The sequence below is a fragment of the Chloroflexota bacterium genome (assembly GCA_016219275.1).
Taxonomy (GTDB): Bacteria; Chloroflexota; Anaerolineae; order UBA4142; family UBA4142; genus JACRBM01.
The window spans coordinates 52082-70636 of record JACRBM010000013.1 but is presented as its reverse complement, the minus strand read 5'-3'; the positions used below and the strand labels follow the sequence as shown (position 1 = coordinate 70636).

The window sequence follows — 18555 nt, the reverse complement described above, 5'->3', positions numbered from 1 at the left end:
TGCCGTGGTCGGCGCGGGTGCTGGGGCGCAGGCGACGGCAACGATCACGAGCACAAACATTGCTGCGATCAAGGCGCGGCTAAAAAATTGAGACATACTTCTCCTCCTCTATGAATTTGTTTCTCCGATTCCTCACGCGAGGAACGGCGCGTCGTTAGAGAGAAAAAATAGTGACTACTCAACCGTGAGATGGTTGGCAGGCGCGATGTCTCGGCATCGTGGTTCGTACCATTCGCAAGGATGGGCTGGGTAGGTGCGAAAAATATTCGAGTGAGTGTGTCAAGTTTTGAGGACCAACCAATCCCGTGGAAGAAAAAATGTCGCTCGAAGTTTTATCCATTCTAGCGCATTTCAAGTTCTTGTCAATCACGGCGGTATTTATGGGTGTCCGTCAAAATTTTGGAACACTCAACCTGCGCAAGGTTTTTTTCACCACCCAAAAACTTGACGCACACCCGGTATTCATCGCGTTGACACTTGGATGTGTTTGTAGTACAACGTGCGCGATCCGGATTCGTCTTCACCGATGGGGCGACGCGCGTTTCGCTTCGAGTATCCCATTTTGAGCAGGGAGCTGAAATCATGCCTACGTGTAAATTGAATGATCGAAGCCAAGCCGAGGATTTGATTCGCGGTTTGACCTTGCTTGGCACCGGCGGCGGCGGTCGTCCCGAAGCTGGACGCGAATCACTCCAGCGTATTCTCGATCGCGGCAGACCAATCGAATGGATTGATGCGCGCGAATTGCCGGACGAAGGATTCGCGTGCGCGGTATTTTCCGTCGGCTCGACCGCGCCGCGTCCCGCCGATTTCAAAGAAGGTCAGACGTATCCGGGTTACGGCACGCGCGCGCTCGGCACGGCGATGCCGCGCGCGGTGCGCGAATTGGAAACGTACACCGGCAAACGCATCACGACGATTTTCCCAATCGAGTTAGGCGCGAACAACACGGCGACGCCGCTGTATGCCGCCGCCGAACTCGAACTGAAACTGATTGATGGCGATGCAAGCGGGCGCGCCGTGCCGGAGGCAAGTCAGGTCACGCCGGCAATGCAGCAGCAATCCTTCGCGCCCGCGGCAATCGCGGACGAATGGGGAAATGTTCTCCTGCTAAAACACGCGACGAGTCTCGACGTGGCAGAGGCAATCGCGAAAGGCATTTCGATCATCACCAAAATGCCCGACCCGTACGCGATCTGCGCGGTTGCCGCGTACCTGATGCCGGTCGCCGAGATGAAACGCGCGGTCATCCAGGGCACGCTCAGTCGCGCGTTCGCCGTGGGCAAAATCATCCGCGAGGCGCGCGAACGCCGGCAAGACCCCGTGCGCGCCGCCGCAAAATTCTTGGAGGGTGTCGTATTGTTCAAAGGCAGCATCACCAAACGCGAATGGGAAAGTAAAGGCGGTTATCAAATTGGGACGACGGACATTGCCGGCGTGGGAGAATTCGCGGGACACCTATTTCGCATCTGGTTCAAGAACGAACATCACATCACTTGGCGTGATGGTCAGCCGTTCGTGACGAGTCCCGATCTCATCGCCGTTGTCGCATCGGACACGGGCGAGCCGATCACCAACACGTACCTCGCGGAGGGAATGAACGTCGCGGTTATCGGCGCGCCGGGCGATCCGGCGTTCCGTACCCCGATCGGTATCGCGACACTGGGACCCAGGCATTTTGGATTTGATCTCGAGTATCGCCCTATCGGCGCGCTTGTATCTTCAATGTGAGAATTGATCGGGTAGCGGTGTAGAACTCTGGATATAACCAAAGCATCAAGATTCACAGGAGCAAAGCATGAGCGATCTGATTGACACGATCCTGAGTTTGACCGATGTGTACGACAAGTATGGCAGCAAGGGTTGTTTACTGGTGGTAATGGCGATTGGTGGTGTGATTGGTCTTGTTATCGCGCTTGCATTCTGGCTGGGCTGAACCTCGTCTATTGACGTTTCTCCAAGCATTAGATTCAGCAAGCGATGGTTTGAACTGCACAACGAGTTGATCGCGCGCGCGTACGACCTGAGGGTCAGCAAGGGTACGGCGGCAAGCGCGTTGCTTGAAGCGTTGAACGTTGACGCGTCCCAGATTCGCTGACAGGATTTGGAATCATGATTGACATTCACGAGTTCTTGGGGCGAGGCATCATCGCGGCGCGCGCCGGCAATACGGCGGACGCGTTGCGCTATTTGAATATTGCCGCGCGCTTTTACCCCAAGAATGCGCGTGCCTGGCTTTGGCTCGCGGCGGTGTGCGACGCACCCGACCAGCGACGGGATTGCTTGCGGAAGGTTCTCGAACTCGATCCTGCCTCACTCCCGGCAAAAATTCTCCTCGAACGCGCGAGTCGCGTTGACCTCGCGTCGCCGAGCGCGCTTGCCCAGGCATACGCGTTTCAGTGTCCCACATGTGCGGGTCAACAACGCTTCGATCCGGATTGCGCCAGTCTGACGTGTACTGATTGCGGTCGGGTTGAACAATTAGCCGCGCCGAACGCGGCGGACACCGAGCAAGACCTGGGCACGGCATTGCGCCAATCGGCATCTGGAAATTGGGCGCTCGTTTCAGGACAACTTGTCTGTGAAGCGTGCGGCGCGACCATCCTCCTCCCAGCAAATCAAAGTAGTACGATCTGTCCGTTTTGCGCTTCAGCCAGGGTTCTCGTGCGTCCACCGACGCCTGACCTTGTTCTTCCTCACGCGATCATCCCCTTTGCATTCGAAAATGATAAAGCGCGCCAGCACATTCACCGGTGGTTGGCGGGTGGTTGGTTTATGGCGGATGATCTTGTTCGGCTGGCGCGTTCGCGCGAATTGCGTGGTGTCTACTTGCCGTTCTGGACGTTCGATGGGCAAACGCAAATTCGGTGCCTGGTTCATTATCGCGTCGAGCCGACGACCTATTCTGCGACTGAGCGATTGGTGAATTATGGCGATTCCTTGTCGCGTCAACTGTGGTACGAAAAAGATTTCGACGATGTGCTCGTGTACGCCGGACGGAGTGCGGTTTTGAAATCGCTCCAAGCGCTTTTACCTTTTGATCTCAAACAAGTCGTCGAGTACGAACCTGGGTTTCTCGCTGGTTGGCAAGCTGAGGTCTATCAGTTATCGTTAGCCGATGCCGCGCAGCAGGCATACAAGCAGATGCGCGACCAAGCGATCCAATCATTCGACTTGCATGGCGTCGTTCAAGATTACAGCAATTTTTTGAATGACGATATTGTCGTGGCGCAGCGAACGTTCAAGTTGATTCTGTTGCCGGTCTGGGTTGGCACGTATGATTATCAAGGCAAGCGGTACCAGGTGTTGGTCAATGGGCAGACCGGCAACGTATCTGGCGAGAAACCGCTCAACTGGAGCAAGGTCATCCTCGCGGAAATTGGCGCGATACTTGCCCTGGGTTTACTCATCTTGCTCGCGATACTCATTTGGTACACGAGGGGATGAAGGGATGGAAGAAGGTGGAAGCCAGAGCACTTTTAGAAGCGTTATGCGATAAAATGTTAGTTATGGATTCAGCACCTTCGCCAAAAAAACGGGCGATAACGATTTGGCGAAGGTATTGGGATTAACAGAAAATTAGAAAAAACGTACAGTCTGACTATGAAAACACTGCCTCAATCAGTTTTTCCTGCGCTAAAAGATGCCTTGCCGGATCATCGTGTGATTGTCATTACCGGCATGCGCCGGGTTGGCAAGCCGACGACAGCGCGGTGGTTGCTCGATCAAATCGAATCCGCGAACAAACTCTATGTTGACCTCGAACGGCTAGATCAGCGCGCGGTGTTTCAAGAAACCAACATTGTTGAATGATTTTCCTGGTTGACGCGCATCGGACAACCGAACCGAGAAAAACTAGTAATTTTTCCAGCGAATGACAGATGAGGTAGGAATCGGTGTTACGAAGACTCATCCTGCGATTAGGGATCATCAAGGCGTCGGTGGTAACGACGATTGTGGCAGTCCTCTGTTCCGTCGTCATCTCCATCGGCATCAACCATCTTTGGTATGGCGAGAATTCAAATCAGGTCATCTTTTTCGCGATTGCCGCCCCGGTGATTATCGCTCCAATTTTCAATTACCTCTTTCTGCGGATGGTGTTTCAACTTGAATACCTCCAAGCCCAGTTACGCGAGATTGCCATTCGCGATGGATTGACCGGCGCATTCAATCGGCGACATTGGATCGAACTTGCGGAATGCGAATTGGCGCGGGCTAGGCGCTATGCTGGAGTTTTTTCCGTCATCATGTTTGATGTGGATAATTTCAAGCACATCAATGATACATATGGACATGTGGCGGGTGATCTAGTGCTCTGCCAGTTGAGTAGTATTTGCATGTCTCAATCACGCAGAATTGACGCGTTTGCGCGTTACGGCGGCGAAGAATTCGTCTTTTTGCTTCCACAATCGGACAAAGCACAGGCATGGCTCTTTGCCGAACGTATTCGTACAAGTTTGGCGCAAGCGCGCTTTGATTTCAACCAAATCGAATTTGGAGTTACCGTGAGCGTTGGCGTGATTACATTTTGTTCATGTATTTCCAATCTGGATGATCTCTTGATACGGGTGGACAAGGCGCTCTACGTCGCCAAGAAGGCGGGAAAGGACCGAACGATTGTCGCTCAAGGTTTTTGTGATTCAACGAATTCGATAAATGCGAAGGTTTTGACGACAAATCAAATATGATTGCCCTTCAACCTTCGCAAGGTTTTTTCATCACCCAAAAACTTGACGCACACTCTTTCCGAGCAAATCGGTTGACGTGCCCCGCGACTGGTGATATGCTTGCGTCCATATTTGATCTGGGAGGATTTGATGAGTGAATCATCTAAGCCACACGGTTTGGTAGCCATACTCGTTTCCGAGTTTGTGATGGGTACGTTGATCACGCTTCTCAGCGTGATGACCGCGTGGTCGGCATACCAGGGAACGCTTGCGGGTTCGGCGCAGGCGGACGCGAACGTCGAAGGACAAAAAGTCCTGTCGTTGTCCAACACGGAATTCTTGCGCACGAACCAACATATTTTGCAAGATTACGCGATGTATGATGGATATTTTACCCATCAAAAAAGCAACGCCGATCTCACCGAGTACTATCAAGATAATTTTTCAGACGAGCTCAAAGCGAGCGTCAAACGTCCAGAGGGTCCGTTCGACGACAAGTATTACGATGAGATGAACAAGGAAGCGGACGAATTGTACTCCAAAGCGGTCGCCAAATTTGAAGAAGGACAGCAAGCCGGCGAGAGAGCCGATCGTTATCAATTCGTCGTGTTGATTTTTGCGGTAGGGCTGGCGATGGTGGCGTGGTCGTCCGTAGTGCGCGGCACGAGTAGCTTGCGTTCAATGTTCGTGCTCATTTCACTCGCGGCATTGATTTTTGGATTGGTGAATTTTGCCGCGTTGTATTTTGGACGCTAAACAGCAATGAACCCAGCTATCGAAACACATCATCTCGGCAAGCGCTATGGCAATGTGACCGCGGTGGATAACTTGGATCTGCGCGTCGCAACCGGCGAAATCTACGCATTCCTGGGTCTCAACGGCGCAGGCAAGACGACGACGATCCGCATGTTGCTTGGCATGATCAAGCCAACTGCCGGTGAAGCGGTTTTGCTCGGTACGCGTCTTCGCGCTCGGGACGAGCCACCCTGGGACGCGGTTGGCTATCTCGTCGAAACACCGAACGCGTACCCCGAACTCACCGTCCGCGAAAATCTCGACGCGATCCGGCGTCTGCGTCCCGGCACGGACGCGCGCGCGGTCGAGCGCATCATCGAACGTTTGGGGTTGAGCGCGTACGCGGATCGCCGCGCCGGCACGCTATCGCTCGGCAACGCGCAACGACTGGGACTCGCCAAAGCGTTGATGCACGCGCCCAAGTTGCTTCTTCTCGACGAACCGGCGAACGGACTCGATCCCGCCGGCATTGTCGAGATTCGCAACCTCTTGCGCGAACTTGCGCAAGAGCAGGGCGTCACCGTGTTCATGTCGAGCCACATTCTCGGCGAAGTGGCGCGGCTCGCGCAACGCATCGGCATCATTCATCGCGGACGCTTGCTCCAAGAGTTGAACGTGGATGAACTCGAACGCAATCGTTACCGTCGCCTCGTCATTCGTACGCGCGATAATCGCGCCGCGCGCGCCGCGCTCGTCGCGTCCGGCTTTGCAACGATAGTTACCCAAGACGATTTCATCGAAGTGAAGGACGCGCGTGCGGTCGAATGCCCGGACGACATTGCGACGCGGCTCGTGAATGCGGGTCATGCGCCGACGATGCTCAACGTCGAGCAAGAAGATCTCGAACATTATTTTTTGCGGCTTGTCGGGATGACAGATGATTTGGACGCGGACCGCTCCGCGTCCAATTTATGAAAGAAACGGGATGAACAATTTATCGCAGGCACTCTGGGTTGAGTTTCTCAAAGTGCGTCGTTCCAAAATGCCGCTGTTGACCGCGCTCGGATTTTCGATTGCGCCGCTCGTGGGCGGCTTGTTCATGGTTATTCTCCGCGATCCTGAATTCGCGCGACGCGCCGGACTCATCAGCGCTAAAGCGCAAATCGCGGCTGGCTCGGCGGATTGGCAAACGTACCTGGGTTTCCTCGCGCAGGCGGAGGCGATTGGGGGCATCGTTCTGTTCGGACTTGTCGCGACCTGGGTGTTCGGGCGCGAGTTTGCCGACCGCACGGTGAAGGATTGGCTCGCGCTGCCGACCGCGCGTTCTGTGATTGTGATGAGCAAGCTGATCGTCGTCGCAGTGTGGACATTCGCCTTGTCCGCGCTGAGTTTTATCATCGGTCTCGGTGTGGGCAACGCGGTTGCCCTCGCGCCAGCGCCAATCGAAATCTTGGTGCAAGGCGGCGCCACGCTCGCGATCACGTCGGTTCTCACAATCGCGCTTGTGACACCGATTGTGTTTTCCGCGAGCGCGGGACGCGGCTATTTGCCGCCGATGGGCATCACGATTCTCGCGATTCTTTTCGCTCAAGTCCTCGCGGTGATGGGGTGGGGCGAGTACTTTCCGTGGTCGGTGCCTGCGTTGTTCGCCGGAACGGCTGGCGTGCAAACCGCGAATCTCGGCGCGATCAGTTTTGTGATCGTCGCGCTCACGAGTCTCGCCGGAATGCTCGCGACGTTTATGTGGTGGGAGCGCGCGGATCAGCAGTGATCAATTCTTTGCCTTGGATCAACTCCACTACGCGTTCAATATCTGGCGCGAGCACGCGATCGCGATCCAGGAACGGAATCGCCGCGCGAATCTGCGCGTGAAGCGCGCGCGTCCCGCGTCCCAGCATCTCGACCCCGCGTCCCAGGTTTTTCAAACGCAGATCAATGCCTTGCGCCGCCGCGATCAATTCAATCGCAAGGACGCGCGTTGTGTTCCACACGATCTCGCGCGCGTGACGCGCCGCGTTCGTGGACATCGAAACGTGATCCTCTTGATCCGCGCTCGTCGGAATCGAGTCCACGCTGTCGGGATGCGCGAGCGTTTTGTTGTCCGAAACGAGTGCGGCGGCAGTGACTTGCGCCATCATCAAGCCGCTGTTCGCGCCGCCGCCTTCGACGAGCATCATCGGCAAGCCATCGCTGAGATGCGCGCTCGTCAAGCGAAACACGCGTCGCTCGGAAATGCTGCCGATCTCCGCAACTGCCATGGCGAGCAAGTTCATCGTGAACGCAATCCCCTCGCCGTGAAAGTTGCCGCCCGAACGCGATTTGTTCTCGTCGGCGATGTCGAGAAAGATCAACGGATTGTCCGTCGCCGCGTTGATTTCTTCGGTGATGATTTTGTGCGCGTACGCAATGGCATCGCGCGCCGCGCCGATGACCTGGGGCGCGCAGCGAAACGAGTACGCGTCCTGCACCTTGCGCGTTGAATCGAGCAGTTGACTCTGCTCGATCAACGCGCGAATGTTGCGCGCCGTCTCGATTTGTCCGGCGTGCCCCGCCGCGCGGTGAATCCGCTCGTCGAACGGCGACGACCGACCGACCATCGCTTCGAGCGACAACGCTACCGCGATGTCCGCGTGCCGCGCGAGATTCTCCGCGTCCGCAATCGCGAACGATGCGATTGCCGCCGAAACAGTCGCGCCATTGTTGAGCGCGAGTCCCTCTTTCGCTTGCAGTTCGATGCGCGGAATCCCGGCGAGTTCCATCGCGCGTTTGCCACTCACGCGTTCGCCGCGATAAATCGCTTCGCCCGATTCTTCGTCGCGATCGTCCGCATCGCGCGAGAGAACGAGGACGAGATGTGAGAGTGGCGCGAGGTCGCCGCTCGCGCCGACGGACCCTTTCGACGGAATGATCGGGTGGACGCCGCGATTCAACATTGCGATTAGTGTTTCAATCACAACTGCGCGCACGCCGGAGAATCCCTTGGCGAGTGTGTTCGCGCGTATCGCCATCGTCGCGCGGACGACTTGTTCGGGGAGCGGATCGCCGACGCCCGCGCTGTGACTGAGAATCAGGTTTCGCATTAGCCGCGCGGATTGATCGGCGTGAATCGGCACGTTGGCGAAAACGCCAAAGCCGGTGTTGATACCGTAGACCGTCGGCGCGCCGCGCGCGAGCAAGTCGTCCACCCAGGCGCGGCTCGCGTCAATCCTGGGTCGCGCGGTATCGGCAAGTGCGACGGGTGCGTTATCGCGTGCAATCGCAACAACATCGTCGAGCGTAAAGTGTTCGCCATTGAGAGAAATCATTTAGCATCCTGGGTCAAAACTAATTTTGCGATTACGGGACGATGATCGGAGTAGCCGTCCCATGAACCAATTCGCGCGGACACAGCTTGCCAGTGATGTGAGTGAAAAATATAGTCAATGCGGATGAGCCACAGCGGTACTGTAATGCCGGTGTTTACGCGCGCAAGTGTTGGCGATTCCCAACCGGCAACAGCCAATCCATCGTGAATTGCTCGCGGCAAAGAATCAATCAGAATTCCCGGAAACGTATGACCCAATCCCCAGCCGGCTTCTCGCCACGAATCCGTCAACCCTTGTGAGAGGATGTGATATGCTTCACTTTGCTCGCCGGCATTGAAATCACCCAGGACGACGATGGGAACCGGTCGGACATCCTTGAATTCAACGATTGTCCTTGCTTGTCGTTCGCGTTCGCGAATCGTCGCCCACATTTTGTTCGGTAAAAAATTCGGCGAGATGGCATGAATGTGGAGAAGCGTCACGTTTGTTCCGTTCCACTCCAAGGTTAGAACCTGTGGAGCATTACTCCATTCGCCAGGGAGCGACTCGCCCGTATCATGCAGAGGATAACGACTGATTACGCCCATCCCGCTTTTGCCGTCTTGCAAGTCAAGAATTTGAAATGGATACGCGTTTCCTAAATCGCGTCGTATCGCCTCCGCGGCAGGCGGAGTAAGTTCCTGGATTGCGACAACATCGGGGTTTGCATTGCGAATGATCGTAGTCACTGAGCTGGTATTCTCGCTCACGTAGAGCATGTTGTACGTCATCATGTCGAGTGTCGCACCATTTGAGTTCGAAGGAGTTAGTTTGGGCAGAAAAAATCCGCCGAACATCCACATGGCAAGTGTGACTGCCGCGCCGAATCCAATCCACACGTGACGTTGCCGCACAGTAAGTGCGATAACAAACACAAGCGGCGCCGGCGCGAACAGATACGGCGCGAACGAGTTGAGTAAGAACAACCACGACCAGCGATCTCCAAAAATCGCGTGCAGGATCGCCCAACCGAAAAGAAAAACAAAATAGACGCGCGCAAACATGATGAGCCGCGCGGTGCTCCAAAGTGATTTTATCAATCGGCTCCTCTCGTTTTACGTTTCACGTTTCACGCGCGCCATCCACGCCATCGCCTCGCGCGGTGACGGTAATCGCACAATCGTCAAATGCGCGTGCTCAGGTCGCGCGAAGAGTGCGGGATATTCTTTGCGGCGGCGATGGTACGTCGTGAGCGACCACAGCAAAATCGAATCGCGGCTGAGAAATGCCATACGTAGATTTTCGCGATTGCCGTTCCACAATTCTTCGCGTTTGATTCCGCGGTGGATCGTCCGCCACCACACGCGCCACAAGACGACTGATAGCGTGTAATCGAGCCAGACGACCGTGTCGGCGCGCCCCCACACGATATCACGCGCCTTGCTATAGTTGCCGTCGAGCGTCCACGTCTCGCCGCGCGTCGCCAATTCGACGCGCGCGCGAAACACTTCGCGCGATGCCTCGACCCAGTTCGGCTCCCAGTGTAGCGCGTCGAGTTCGATGTGCGGACAGCCGAGCTGTCGCGCGAGGTCGCGCGCGAAGGTCGTCTTGCCCGAACCACTCGTGCCGATCACGTTGACGCGTTTCATTTCATTCGCCCAGGTACTGCTTTACCTCTGAGATGGCTTGCGCGGTATTTTTGAATTGCACACCGCGCATTCCCACGCGCCGCGCGCCTTCCGCGTTCTCCGGCATATCGTCAACAAAAATCGCGTCGGTCGGCGCGACGCTTAGCCGTTGTGCGGCAAGTTGATAAATGCGCGCGTCCGGTTTGGCGATGCCTTCCTCCGCCGAAATCACGATGGTATCTACGACCTGGTCAAGCCCAAAGCGTTCCATGATGGTGCGCCGCGCACTGAGCCAGGCGTTGCTGAGAATGCCGGTTTTGTACTGCGGACGCAAATCGCGGATGAATTGCACGAGTGTCACATCTATGTGATCGCCCGCGAAGAAATCGTGACGGAACTGTTTCGCGTCGCCGTCTTTGAATCCAAACCGCGCGGCGACCGAATTCCACACGTCATCGTCATCTGCCTTGCCGATGGAGGCGCGGACAGATGCATCGCACCCAAACACCGCGCGCTCGAGTTCGCCTTCCCGCAAACCGAGCCGCGCTTCCCACTTGCGTCGCGCGGTTTGGTCCTCGGTTCGTAAGATCACTCCACCTAAATCGAAAATGACAGCTTGAATCGCCATGACACTCCTCTAGAGAATATCTGCAACAGGCAATTTTGAAAATTGCCCCACAATTTGCATTCGATTCTATTCCCAGGTTCCATTCGCGTACAAAACCCAAACGCGATTGGCTGGATTGCTTGCAAAGATGACACCGCGTTCGAATCGTTGCGCCGGTACGGCATACCCAATCTCGGCGCTGATCGCGAGTCCGAGTTTCGCGCGTGCGTTCGTTTTCTCGCACCACACTTTTCCGAAACCGCGCTTGGGCTTGCCGCTCGCTGGCGCGACGATATTGGGACACGAATCTTCCGGGAGCGTCGCGTTCCAGGCATCGTCGAACTGCGCCCAGGTTTTATCCGCGAACAAAACATAGATGCGTTTTTCATCTTCGCGCCACAGCATCGCGCCTTGTTCGAAAACCTGGGTCGCAAAATTCGTCGCGCGTTCGAGTTCGGTCGCGCAGCCGAGCCGGGTCGCAAGTTGCGGCGACCATTTCTGCGACGCGATAGTGCCAAGCGCGAGCGCGCAGGTGGGCGTGGTGACAGCCGGTGCGCGCGTGATGCTGGGCGTCGCTAATGCGCGCGGCGTGAGCGGCGGGAGCGTTGGGTACGGTGTGGAGGTGAACGTCGGTGTGGGCGAAGGCGGCATCGGCGCGTGTGTGTCTTGAATCAGCGCGACCGTGCCTTGATTCGTCGCGACGTAAATCGTGTTGCCGAGACGCGTCATCATGCCCGGCGCATCGAGCGCGATGCGCGCAACCTCGCCGAACGAATCGGTGTCGAGCACCTGGATCGTGTTATCCGCGGTCGGTTGGCGCGTGGAAGTGAAGGTTGTCGAACCGGCGTGCGCGAGAAAGAGATGACGCGTTTGCGGGTTGAATACCATGCCGGTTGTGCGCGCGGGCAACGGCAACGAAAAGATTTTCGTATCGTTGATGTCGTACACTCCGAGTTCGTGTGTTTGCGCGAGCGGATGCGTGCCGGCGAGAAACACGCGATTTGTCAGAGGATCCAGGTCGAGAAACGCGGTGTTGCCGGAATAACTCAGCGTGCCGCGTTGCGCGAGCGTCGCGCGGTCCATGCTGTACGTGACGACGCGCGAATTTGAACCAGGCACACCGTTGCTGCCGGTGGCGTAAATGTGTCCTGTATTTGGATTCACGCGCACACCGGTTGGCGTGATGATCGAATTGAGCGTAAACCCGCGCGCCGTCAACGCGCCGACGGGTGATAGCGAATTGTAATCGAGAATCACATCGTTGACGAACACGCGCCCGCGCGGCGCGTCCACTTCGACGCTCGTGACGTACCGCGTGATGGGCTGGGTCGCGCGCACGGCGAAGGTCGTCTCGTCAATGATCGAAAGCGTACGGTCGGCTTGGTTCGCGACGAGGATGCGATTCGATGATGCGTCGCGCACGAGCGCGCTGGGATGTCGCCCGACGGCGATTTCACGTGCGACGCGCGAAACTTCAATGACGAACACCGAATCGGTGGACGCGTTCGCGAGATAAACGCGTCCCGCGCTTTCATTTGCCGCGAGCGCGGTCGGCATCATCGCGAGCGGAATCGTCGCAAGCACCTGGTTATTATCGGTGTTGATAACGCTGATGCTGTCGCTCTCATAGTTGCCGACGTAAAGCCGACGCGCGTTTTCGTCGAGCGCGAGCGACCAGGGTTGTAGTCCGACCGCAATCGTCGCGAGGTTGGACATGGCGCGCGGATCAATGACGCTCACGTCGTTCGTGAACGAATTGGCGACGTAGACGCGCGAGCCATCGCGATTCGCAATTGCCTCGCGCGGGTCGCCGCCGAGCCGCACGCGCGCGGACGATTTGCCGGTCTGCGGATCGAACGCGGTCAGAAACGACGTTTGTGTTTGCGAATCGTAAATACCAATGAGCGCCTGATCGTTCGGCGGATCCGCGAGCAGAGTTTGATAACTGCCTTTGGCGGTGATGGTCGAGATAACGCGCACGTTGGTCGAGTCTATCACCGCGGTTTTTTCGTACGCGTTCGCGAAAACGCGATGGCGCGTCGCATCGCCGGCAAGACGGATGATCGTAAACGAGTTTGGAACGGTGAGCCGCGTTTCGATTTTGAGTGTCGCGGGGTCGAGGACGAGAATCTCGCCGCGCGCATCCAACCCAACGAACAAGCGATTTTCTATAAGCAACAACGCGCGCGCCGTATCCCCGATGTTTAGTGCCTGGGTCGGTTGCTCGTTGACGAACACGCGCAGCATTTTGTCGTCGGTTGCGATGAACAAACGATTTTGCGCGGGGTCGGCGACGAACGCGTTCGGTGCGGCGTCGAGCGGAATAAATCGCGCGACGCGATCATTTTGCAAAACGGCGATGTTGCGGCTAACCCAGTTGAGCGCGTAGAGCGTCCCATTCGCCATTGCCAACGCGACGGGATGACGACCTGCGCCGGGCACATCGCGCAACGCGAATTGTTGGTACGCGGTGAACGCGCGCGGCGCGATAGTAGCCAGCGGCGTCGCGCTGGGAATCGCGAGTGTGTTCGTCGGCGCGGTGAACGGCGTAGGCGATGGAGTTGCATTCGCACACGCGACGAGCAGCGACGTGAGCACAAGCGCAAGTGGGAAGATTTTCATCGCGTTCATTCTACTCAATCCGAATACGCCGGTCAAGTTGGTTTTTGTTTAACACAAATTTAAGGTGGGTTTGAGACCGATTTAATCTTGGCTCTCTCATATTCCCTTAATATTCGAGCGTAGTGGATGCAACCATTCGCGCGGAGATTCGTAAGGCAAGTTTCTAACTTGTCTCATGGGTCTGCTGTACATACAAAACGGGACAAGTTAGAAACTTGTTCTACACGTTCCAGGGAGGCAGAATGGAAAAAATTCCCAAGCGCAGATTGCACTCGCGCGCATTCGCGATGGCTCTCGTGTCGGTCGCGCTGATCGTGGGCGCGGTCTGGTTTGTGTTCGCACCGACATCGGTCGCAGTGCTTGCGCCAGAAGTTGAACGCGCGCGGTGTGTGTTCATCGCGCCCGAGCCGGAACAAGCGCGCGCGGCAGATGCGTCGCGCGCGGCGGGCGCGCCCGCGCAAATCGCGAATGGCGTATTCAAACTGATCGGTTGGAACGATCTCGGTATGCACTGCTTAAACGAGAACTTTGCCAACCTCGCGGTGTTGCCGCCATTCAACACCTTGTGGGCGCAATTGATTCGTCAAGACACCAAGCCGCAAATCGTGACGACCGGCTATCGCGTCGAGTACAGCATCGTGGACAATACGTTTTCTGCGTGCAAGAACGGACGGTGCAAAAGTAACTTTTGGCAATACGCCGCACAATTATTTCCCGGCAGTCCTTCGGCATCGCAACCCGAAGTTGGGCTTACCGGCGCGCGGCTCTCCGGCGTGATGGCGCCGAGCGGCGATCACTTTGTGATCGAAGGTGTGCCGGTGACGCCGTATCGCGATAGCGCACCCGCGTTCACGCCGCAGTACTGGTACCCGTACCAACAAGTCAAGATGGTCGCGAAGGACAACGCGACCGGACGCGTGCTTGCGGAAACGACGACGGTCGCGCCGGTTTCGACCGAGATGAGTTGCGACACATGTCATGGTGATCGCCGGCTGAAAGGAGTTGCGACCGGAAACGTCGAGACGAACATTCTCGCGTTGCACGATTTGAACGAGCGCACGAATTTGATGTCGCAACGTCCGGTGCTCTGCGCCAAGTGTCACGGCTCGAACGCGCTCGGTATGCCCGGCAATCCCGCGCTGCCCAATCTCTCGCGTGCGATGCACAACCAACACGCAAGCGCGACCCAGGATTGCTACTTGTGTCACCCCGGCAAGCAGACCCAGTGTTTGCGCGATGTGATGTACAAAGAAGGCGTAACGTGCGTCAAGTGCCATGGCGGAATGATGCAGGTGGCGAGTCCGACGCGGCGTCCGTGGATTGATCTGCCGCGTTGCGAAACGTGTCATGGCAGCAAATTCGCGGAGAATCCGAACACGCTCTATCGCAACTCAAAAGGACACGGCGGCATGTACTGCGAAGCGTGCCATGGCAGTCCGCATGCGATCTTGCCGACGATTCAACCGAATGACAATATTCAAAACATCGCGTTGCAAGGTGAAGCCGGCACGCTGAAAAAATGTAGTGTGTGTCATGGCAACAAATCTCCCGATGGCGCGGGTCCGCACGAAACCAAGGACGAGCGCAAGCGTGAAGATGATGAGCGCACTCGCCCGAAAACTCCAAGTGCGCCAACCACGAATTTGGTTCCAACAAGCCCAACTATTTCTCCGCAGACGAATTGGAACAATCCTGGTGTACCGACACAGCCGAATTGGTACCCACGTTCGACATGGCGATCACCGTACCCGTGGTACTATCGCTGAACGTGTTTTCCCCTCGTGCGACAAGCGCGAGGGGATTTTTTTGCGCGCGACATGCGCTCCGTTTGTAAATTTCTTTTCCTTGTGTTATTATGAGTTTGTATGGACGAATCGTTTTCCACCCGCCCCGTTGCCGGGCGGTGGATGGCTCTCGACTTTCGACCCACTCGCCCGTTGACGATTCTCGGTCCCGCGTGGGCGGCATTGTGCGGCGCGATCGCGTCTGGCGGGTTGAGTTGGCGAGGGCAATCCGTGCTCTTTTTCATCTTGTCATTCTTGCTGTGCGATGCGTTGCTCGGCGCGTGGCGCGCGTTGTGGTTCGGCTCCGAATTGCGCGCCGCGTTGACGCGCGCCTCGACGCGCACGCAAACCTGGCAAGACTATGATGCGCCGAGCGGACGGTGGGCGCGTCTGCGTTGGCAAATCAAACGGCGGATTGATTTTCTGCGGCGCGTGATTTGGCCCCTGATTGACTCCGAAACGATTGGGATGTTTTTCGCCGGCGTGCTCGGTTTGAGTCTCGCGGCGGTGCTGGGCGTCGCGCCGTTCGCGCTCACTGTTGTCGCGATGGTGCTTGCCTTGCTCGAAGGACGTCTCGGTTCGGCGCGCGGCGCGGGATTGCGCGCGATCACCGAGGTCGCGATTCCGTGGTTGATCGCGCAAAGCGCGTTCGCGTCGTTTTCGTTTTGGGCGCTGGCGGCGGCGTTGCTCTTTACTCTGGTCTATCGCGCGATGATCGGTCTGGCGTTGGGGCAGGGGCAGTGGACGCGGTGGAGTAATCTTTTGCAGGTCGGCGCGATCTTGATGTTGGTGTGGAGCAACACGCCGCTCGGCGCGGGCATCGTCGCGTTAGGTTTGATCGCGCAATTATTGTGGCAAGTTCGTTATCGCATGGACCGGGATGGACGCGCCTACGTCCAGCACGTGCAGTCGTATATCCTCGTCGCCATGTTGGTGATGGCATTCTCGCTCTGGTTCTAATCGGGTGCGCTATGAAAATCGGCGTCTTGGCAGACACACATATTCCAACGATTCTTCCGGCGTTGCCGCCGCGAATTCTCGAATTGTTCAACGGCATTGACATCATTTTGCACGTGGGCGACGTGTGCGATTTGACGGTGCTGCAGCAACTCGAACCGATCGCGCAGACGTTTGCGGTTTCCGGCGACCAGGATAGCCCCGAAGTCAAAAAATATCTCCAAGAAAAACAACGCCTGGAGTTTTCCGAACGCGCGGTCGGTCTCGTGCATGGACATCGCGCGCTGACCGACGGCGGTTTCGTGCGGCGGATGGTCTATCGCTTTAATCGCGAAAAGCAACGTCAAGACCTCTATGCGGGAGTGCTGCGCGAGTTTGACAACGTGGACGCGATTATTTTTGGGCACACGCACGAACCGTACATCAAAATGCACGGCGGCGTGTTGTTGTTCAATCCCGGTTCCGTCGCGCGTCCCACGAACGCCAACAGTCGTGGCACGGTTGGCATTTTGGAGATCACGCCCTTCGCCATCAAAGGGCGCATCGTTCCTCTGTGACGGTTGCGTATGTCCGATCTGCCTATCACCGTCAATGATTTGCGCCGCGACGACGAAGTCGTCACGTACCTGCGCGCGGCGAACGCGATGATGAACGCGTTCGGGTACACCGAGCACGGCGAACGTCACGCCGGATTGGTCGCGCACATCGCGCAGAACATTCTCACGCGCCTCGACTATCCGCCGCGTCAAGCCGAACTCGCCGCGATGGCGGGGTTGTTGCACGACGCCGGCAACTTGATTCACCGCGATGGGCACACGCTTGCCGGCGCGTTGCTGGCGCGTGAAATTCTCCTGCGCTTGAAAATGCCATTCGACGAAATCGCGTTGGTGATGGGCGCGATTGGCAATCACGAAGAGCCGATTGGTGTGGTGGCAAGTCCTGTTGTAGCGGCAGTCATCATCGCGGACAAGGCGGACGTACATGTGAGCCGCGTGCAAAATCCCGATCCCAAGACGTTCGACATTCACGACCGCGTCAATTACGCGGTGCAACGTTCGTTTGTGCGCGTGGATCGCGACGCCAAGACGATCACACTCGAACTGGAAATTGACACTACGATTTCGGCGGTGTCGGAATACTTTGAGATTTTTCTCAACCGCATGTTGATGTGTCGCCGCGCCGCGCAATTCCTGGGTTGCCAGTTCGCGTTGATGATCAATAATAATCGTCTGATGTAAAACGGAGACTCATGAAACACTTTCTCGCGATTGCCGATCTCTCGTCGGCGGAACTGGCGCAGTACTTGTCCACGGCTAAAAAACTCAAAGCCGAGTGGCGCAAATCTGGCAACAAACCGATTCTCAAAAACAAAACGCTGGGGATGGTTTTCCAAAAACCTTCGCTTCGCACGCGCGTCTCGTTCGATATGGGCATGTTGCACCTGGGCGGGCAAGCGTTGTACCTCTCGCCGAACGAAATCGGCTTGGGACAACGCGAAAGCATTGCGGACGTATCGCGCGTCCTGTCGCGCTATGTGGACGGAATCATGGCGCGTGTGTTCGCGCACGCGCACGTCACCGAACTGGCGCAGTTTGCGAGTGTGCCGGTCATCAACGGCTTGAGCGACTGGGAACATCCGTGTCAGGCGCTCGCCGACGCGCTCACCATCGTCGAGCATCTCGGCACACTCAAAGGGTTGAAGGTCGTGTTCTTTGGCGACGGCAACAACGTCGCGCGGTCGCTGATGTTTGCGTGCGCGCTCGGGGGCGCGGAATTTGTGTGCGCCTCGCCGCAAGGGTACTCGCTCGACGATGCCTCGGTGAACCAGGCGCGCGCGCTGGGCGGCAAAGTTTCGTTGACCCAGGATCCTAGGCAAGCCGCGCAAGGCGCGGACGTGTTGTACGCGGATGTGTGGGCGAGCATGGGGCAAGAAGCCGAAGCCGCGGAGCGCGCAAAAATTTTTCCGCCGTTCCAGGTCAACGAAGAACTGGTCGCGCTCGCCAAGCCCCACGCGATTGTGCTGCACTGTTTGCCGGCGCATCGCGGTCTCGAAATCACCGACGCAGTGATGGACGGCGCGCATTCGGTCGTGTTCGATCAAGCTGAGAACCGGATGCACGCGCAAAAAGCGATTCTCGCGTTGTTGATGGGCGGGGCAAGTAAAAAGCCGAAAGCTAAAAGTAAAAAGTGAAACGCGATTCGTAATTCGTAATTCGTGATGCGTGATGCGTGATTAGCCATTCGCCAATCGCCATCCGCCATTCGCAAACC

18 protein-coding genes are annotated in these 18555 nt (G+C 56.9%); 13 read left to right on the top strand and 5 right to left on the bottom strand.

The window, feature by feature from the left end:
- Window positions 1–582: 582 nt before the first annotated feature.
- The 8 genes from HY868_01905 to HY868_01870 all read left to right on the top strand — a co-directional run bounded on the left by HY868_01905 (window position 583) and on the right by HY868_01870 (window position 7173).
- Window positions 583–1731 carry a DUF917 domain-containing protein gene (locus HY868_01905; protein MBI5300863.1) on the top strand — a complete coding sequence of 383 codons (1149 nt, stop codon included), beginning with the start codon at window positions 583–585 and terminating at the stop codon, window positions 1729–1731.
- 67 nt (window positions 1732–1798) lie between these two features.
- Window positions 1799–1936, top strand: coding sequence for a hypothetical protein (locus tag HY868_01900; protein ID MBI5300862.1), 138 nt, complete (start codon window positions 1799–1801; stop codon window positions 1934–1936).
- A 176-nt stretch (window positions 1937–2112) separates the two neighbouring features.
- Window positions 2113–3447, top strand: a complete 1335-nt coding sequence (locus HY868_01895) for a hypothetical protein (protein MBI5300861.1) — start codon at window positions 2113–2115, stop codon at window positions 3445–3447.
- 156 nt (window positions 3448–3603) lie between these two features.
- Window positions 3604–3813, top strand: coding sequence for a hypothetical protein (locus HY868_01890; GenBank protein ID MBI5300860.1), 210 nt, complete (start codon window positions 3604–3606; stop codon window positions 3811–3813).
- 83 nt (window positions 3814–3896) lie between these two features.
- Entirely contained in the window at window positions 3897–4688 is a 792-nt protein-coding gene (locus tag HY868_01885) for a diguanylate cyclase (GenBank protein MBI5300859.1), read from the top strand.
- Window positions 4689–4817: 129 nt separating this feature from the next.
- The gene (locus HY868_01880) at window positions 4818–5423 is read left to right on the top strand and encodes a hypothetical protein (GenBank protein ID MBI5300858.1); all 606 of its coding nucleotides are present in this window, start codon (window positions 4818–4820) and stop codon (window positions 5421–5423) included.
- Window positions 5424–5429: 6 nt separating this feature from the next.
- Window positions 5430–6377, top strand: coding sequence for an ABC transporter ATP-binding protein (locus tag HY868_01875; GenBank protein ID MBI5300857.1), 948 nt, complete (start codon window positions 5430–5432; stop codon window positions 6375–6377).
- Window positions 6378–6387: 10 nt separating this feature from the next.
- Window positions 6388–7173, top strand: coding sequence for an ABC transporter permease (locus HY868_01870; protein MBI5300856.1), 786 nt, complete (start codon window positions 6388–6390; stop codon window positions 7171–7173).
- Here the strand turns inward: HY868_01870 and hutH are convergent.
- The 5 genes from hutH to HY868_01845 all read right to left on the bottom strand — a co-directional run bounded on the left by hutH (window position 7142) and on the right by HY868_01845 (window position 13552).
- The gene (hutH, locus tag HY868_01865; GenBank protein ID MBI5300855.1) at window positions 7142–8704 is read right to left on the bottom strand and encodes a histidine ammonia-lyase; all 1563 of its coding nucleotides are present in this window, start codon (window positions 8702–8704) and stop codon (window positions 7142–7144) included. The genes HY868_01870 and hutH overlap by 32 nt on opposite strands.
- The gene (locus tag HY868_01860) at window positions 8704–9786 is read right to left on the bottom strand and encodes an endonuclease/exonuclease/phosphatase family protein (protein ID MBI5300854.1); all 1083 of its coding nucleotides are present in this window, start codon (window positions 9784–9786) and stop codon (window positions 8704–8706) included. The genes hutH and HY868_01860 overlap by 1 nt, the downstream gene beginning before the upstream one ends.
- Window positions 9787–9801: 15 nt before the next feature.
- Window positions 9802–10335, bottom strand: coding sequence for an AAA family ATPase (locus tag HY868_01855; protein MBI5300853.1), 534 nt, complete (start codon window positions 10333–10335; stop codon window positions 9802–9804).
- 1 nt (window position 10336) lies between these two features.
- Window positions 10337–10942, bottom strand: coding sequence for an HAD family phosphatase (locus HY868_01850; GenBank protein MBI5300852.1), 606 nt, complete (start codon window positions 10940–10942; stop codon window positions 10337–10339).
- Window positions 10943–11008: 66 nt separating this feature from the next.
- Window positions 11009–13552, bottom strand: coding sequence for a YncE family protein (locus tag HY868_01845; protein MBI5300851.1), 2544 nt, complete (start codon window positions 13550–13552; stop codon window positions 11009–11011).
- A gap of 233 nt (window positions 13553–13785) precedes the next feature.
- Here HY868_01845 and HY868_01840 point away from each other — a divergent pair, with 233 nt between their 5' ends.
- From HY868_01840 to argF, 5 genes are all read left to right on the top strand, one after another.
- Entirely contained in the window at window positions 13786–15309 is a 1524-nt protein-coding gene (locus tag HY868_01840; GenBank protein ID MBI5300850.1) for a hypothetical protein, read from the top strand.
- Window positions 15310–15408: 99 nt separating this feature from the next.
- A complete protein-coding gene (locus HY868_01835) occupies window positions 15409–16287 on the top strand; it encodes a hypothetical protein (protein ID MBI5300849.1) in 879 nt (292 codons plus the stop codon).
- Window positions 16288–16298: 11 nt separating this feature from the next.
- Entirely contained in the window at window positions 16299–16841 is a 543-nt protein-coding gene (locus tag HY868_01830) for a metallophosphoesterase family protein (GenBank protein ID MBI5300848.1), read from the top strand.
- A gap of 9 nt (window positions 16842–16850) precedes the next feature.
- Window positions 16851–17522 (top strand): HD domain-containing protein, encoded by a 672-nt coding sequence (locus tag HY868_01825; protein MBI5300847.1) that lies wholly within the window; start codon window positions 16851–16853, stop codon window positions 17520–17522.
- Between the two features lie 11 nt (window positions 17523–17533).
- Window positions 17534–18475 carry an ornithine carbamoyltransferase gene (argF, locus tag HY868_01820; GenBank protein ID MBI5300846.1) on the top strand — a complete coding sequence of 314 codons (942 nt, stop codon included), beginning with the start codon at window positions 17534–17536 and terminating at the stop codon, window positions 18473–18475.
- Window positions 18476–18555 lie beyond the last annotated feature (80 nt).

Excerpts from the sequence above, each read along its gene's own strand:
- HY868_01850 (MBI5300852.1), bottom strand. The coding sequence starts at position 10,942 with ATGGCGATTCAAGCTGTCATTTTCGATTTAGGTGGAGTGATCTTACGA.
- HY868_01905 (MBI5300863.1), top strand. The coding sequence starts at position 583 with ATGCCTACGTGTAAATTGAATGATCGAAGCCAAGCCGAGGATTTGATT.
- HY868_01835 (MBI5300849.1), top strand. The coding sequence starts at position 15,409 with ATGGACGAATCGTTTTCCACCCGCCCCGTTGCCGGGCGGTGGATGGCT.
- HY868_01825 (MBI5300847.1), top strand. The coding sequence starts at position 16,851 with ATGTCCGATCTGCCTATCACCGTCAATGATTTGCGCCGCGACGACGAA.
- HY868_01845 (MBI5300851.1), bottom strand. The coding sequence starts at position 13,552 with ATGAACGCGATGAAAATCTTCCCACTTGCGCTTGTGCTCACGTCGCTG.
- HY868_01900 (MBI5300862.1), top strand. The coding sequence starts at position 1,799 with ATGAGCGATCTGATTGACACGATCCTGAGTTTGACCGATGTGTACGAC.
- HY868_01870 (MBI5300856.1), top strand. The coding sequence starts at position 6,388 with ATGAACAATTTATCGCAGGCACTCTGGGTTGAGTTTCTCAAAGTGCGT.
- HY868_01875 (MBI5300857.1), top strand. The coding sequence starts at position 5,430 with ATGAACCCAGCTATCGAAACACATCATCTCGGCAAGCGCTATGGCAAT.
- HY868_01840 (MBI5300850.1), top strand. The coding sequence starts at position 13,786 with ATGGAAAAAATTCCCAAGCGCAGATTGCACTCGCGCGCATTCGCGATG.
- HY868_01895 (MBI5300861.1), top strand. The coding sequence starts at position 2,113 with ATGATTGACATTCACGAGTTCTTGGGGCGAGGCATCATCGCGGCGCGC.
- HY868_01855 (MBI5300853.1), bottom strand. The coding sequence starts at position 10,335 with ATGAAACGCGTCAACGTGATCGGCACGAGTGGTTCGGGCAAGACGACC.
- HY868_01890 (MBI5300860.1), top strand. The coding sequence starts at position 3,604 with ATGAAAACACTGCCTCAATCAGTTTTTCCTGCGCTAAAAGATGCCTTG.
- HY868_01880 (MBI5300858.1), top strand. The coding sequence starts at position 4,818 with ATGAGTGAATCATCTAAGCCACACGGTTTGGTAGCCATACTCGTTTCC.
- argF (MBI5300846.1), top strand. The coding sequence starts at position 17,534 with ATGAAACACTTTCTCGCGATTGCCGATCTCTCGTCGGCGGAACTGGCG.
- HY868_01830 (MBI5300848.1), top strand. The coding sequence starts at position 16,299 with ATGAAAATCGGCGTCTTGGCAGACACACATATTCCAACGATTCTTCCG.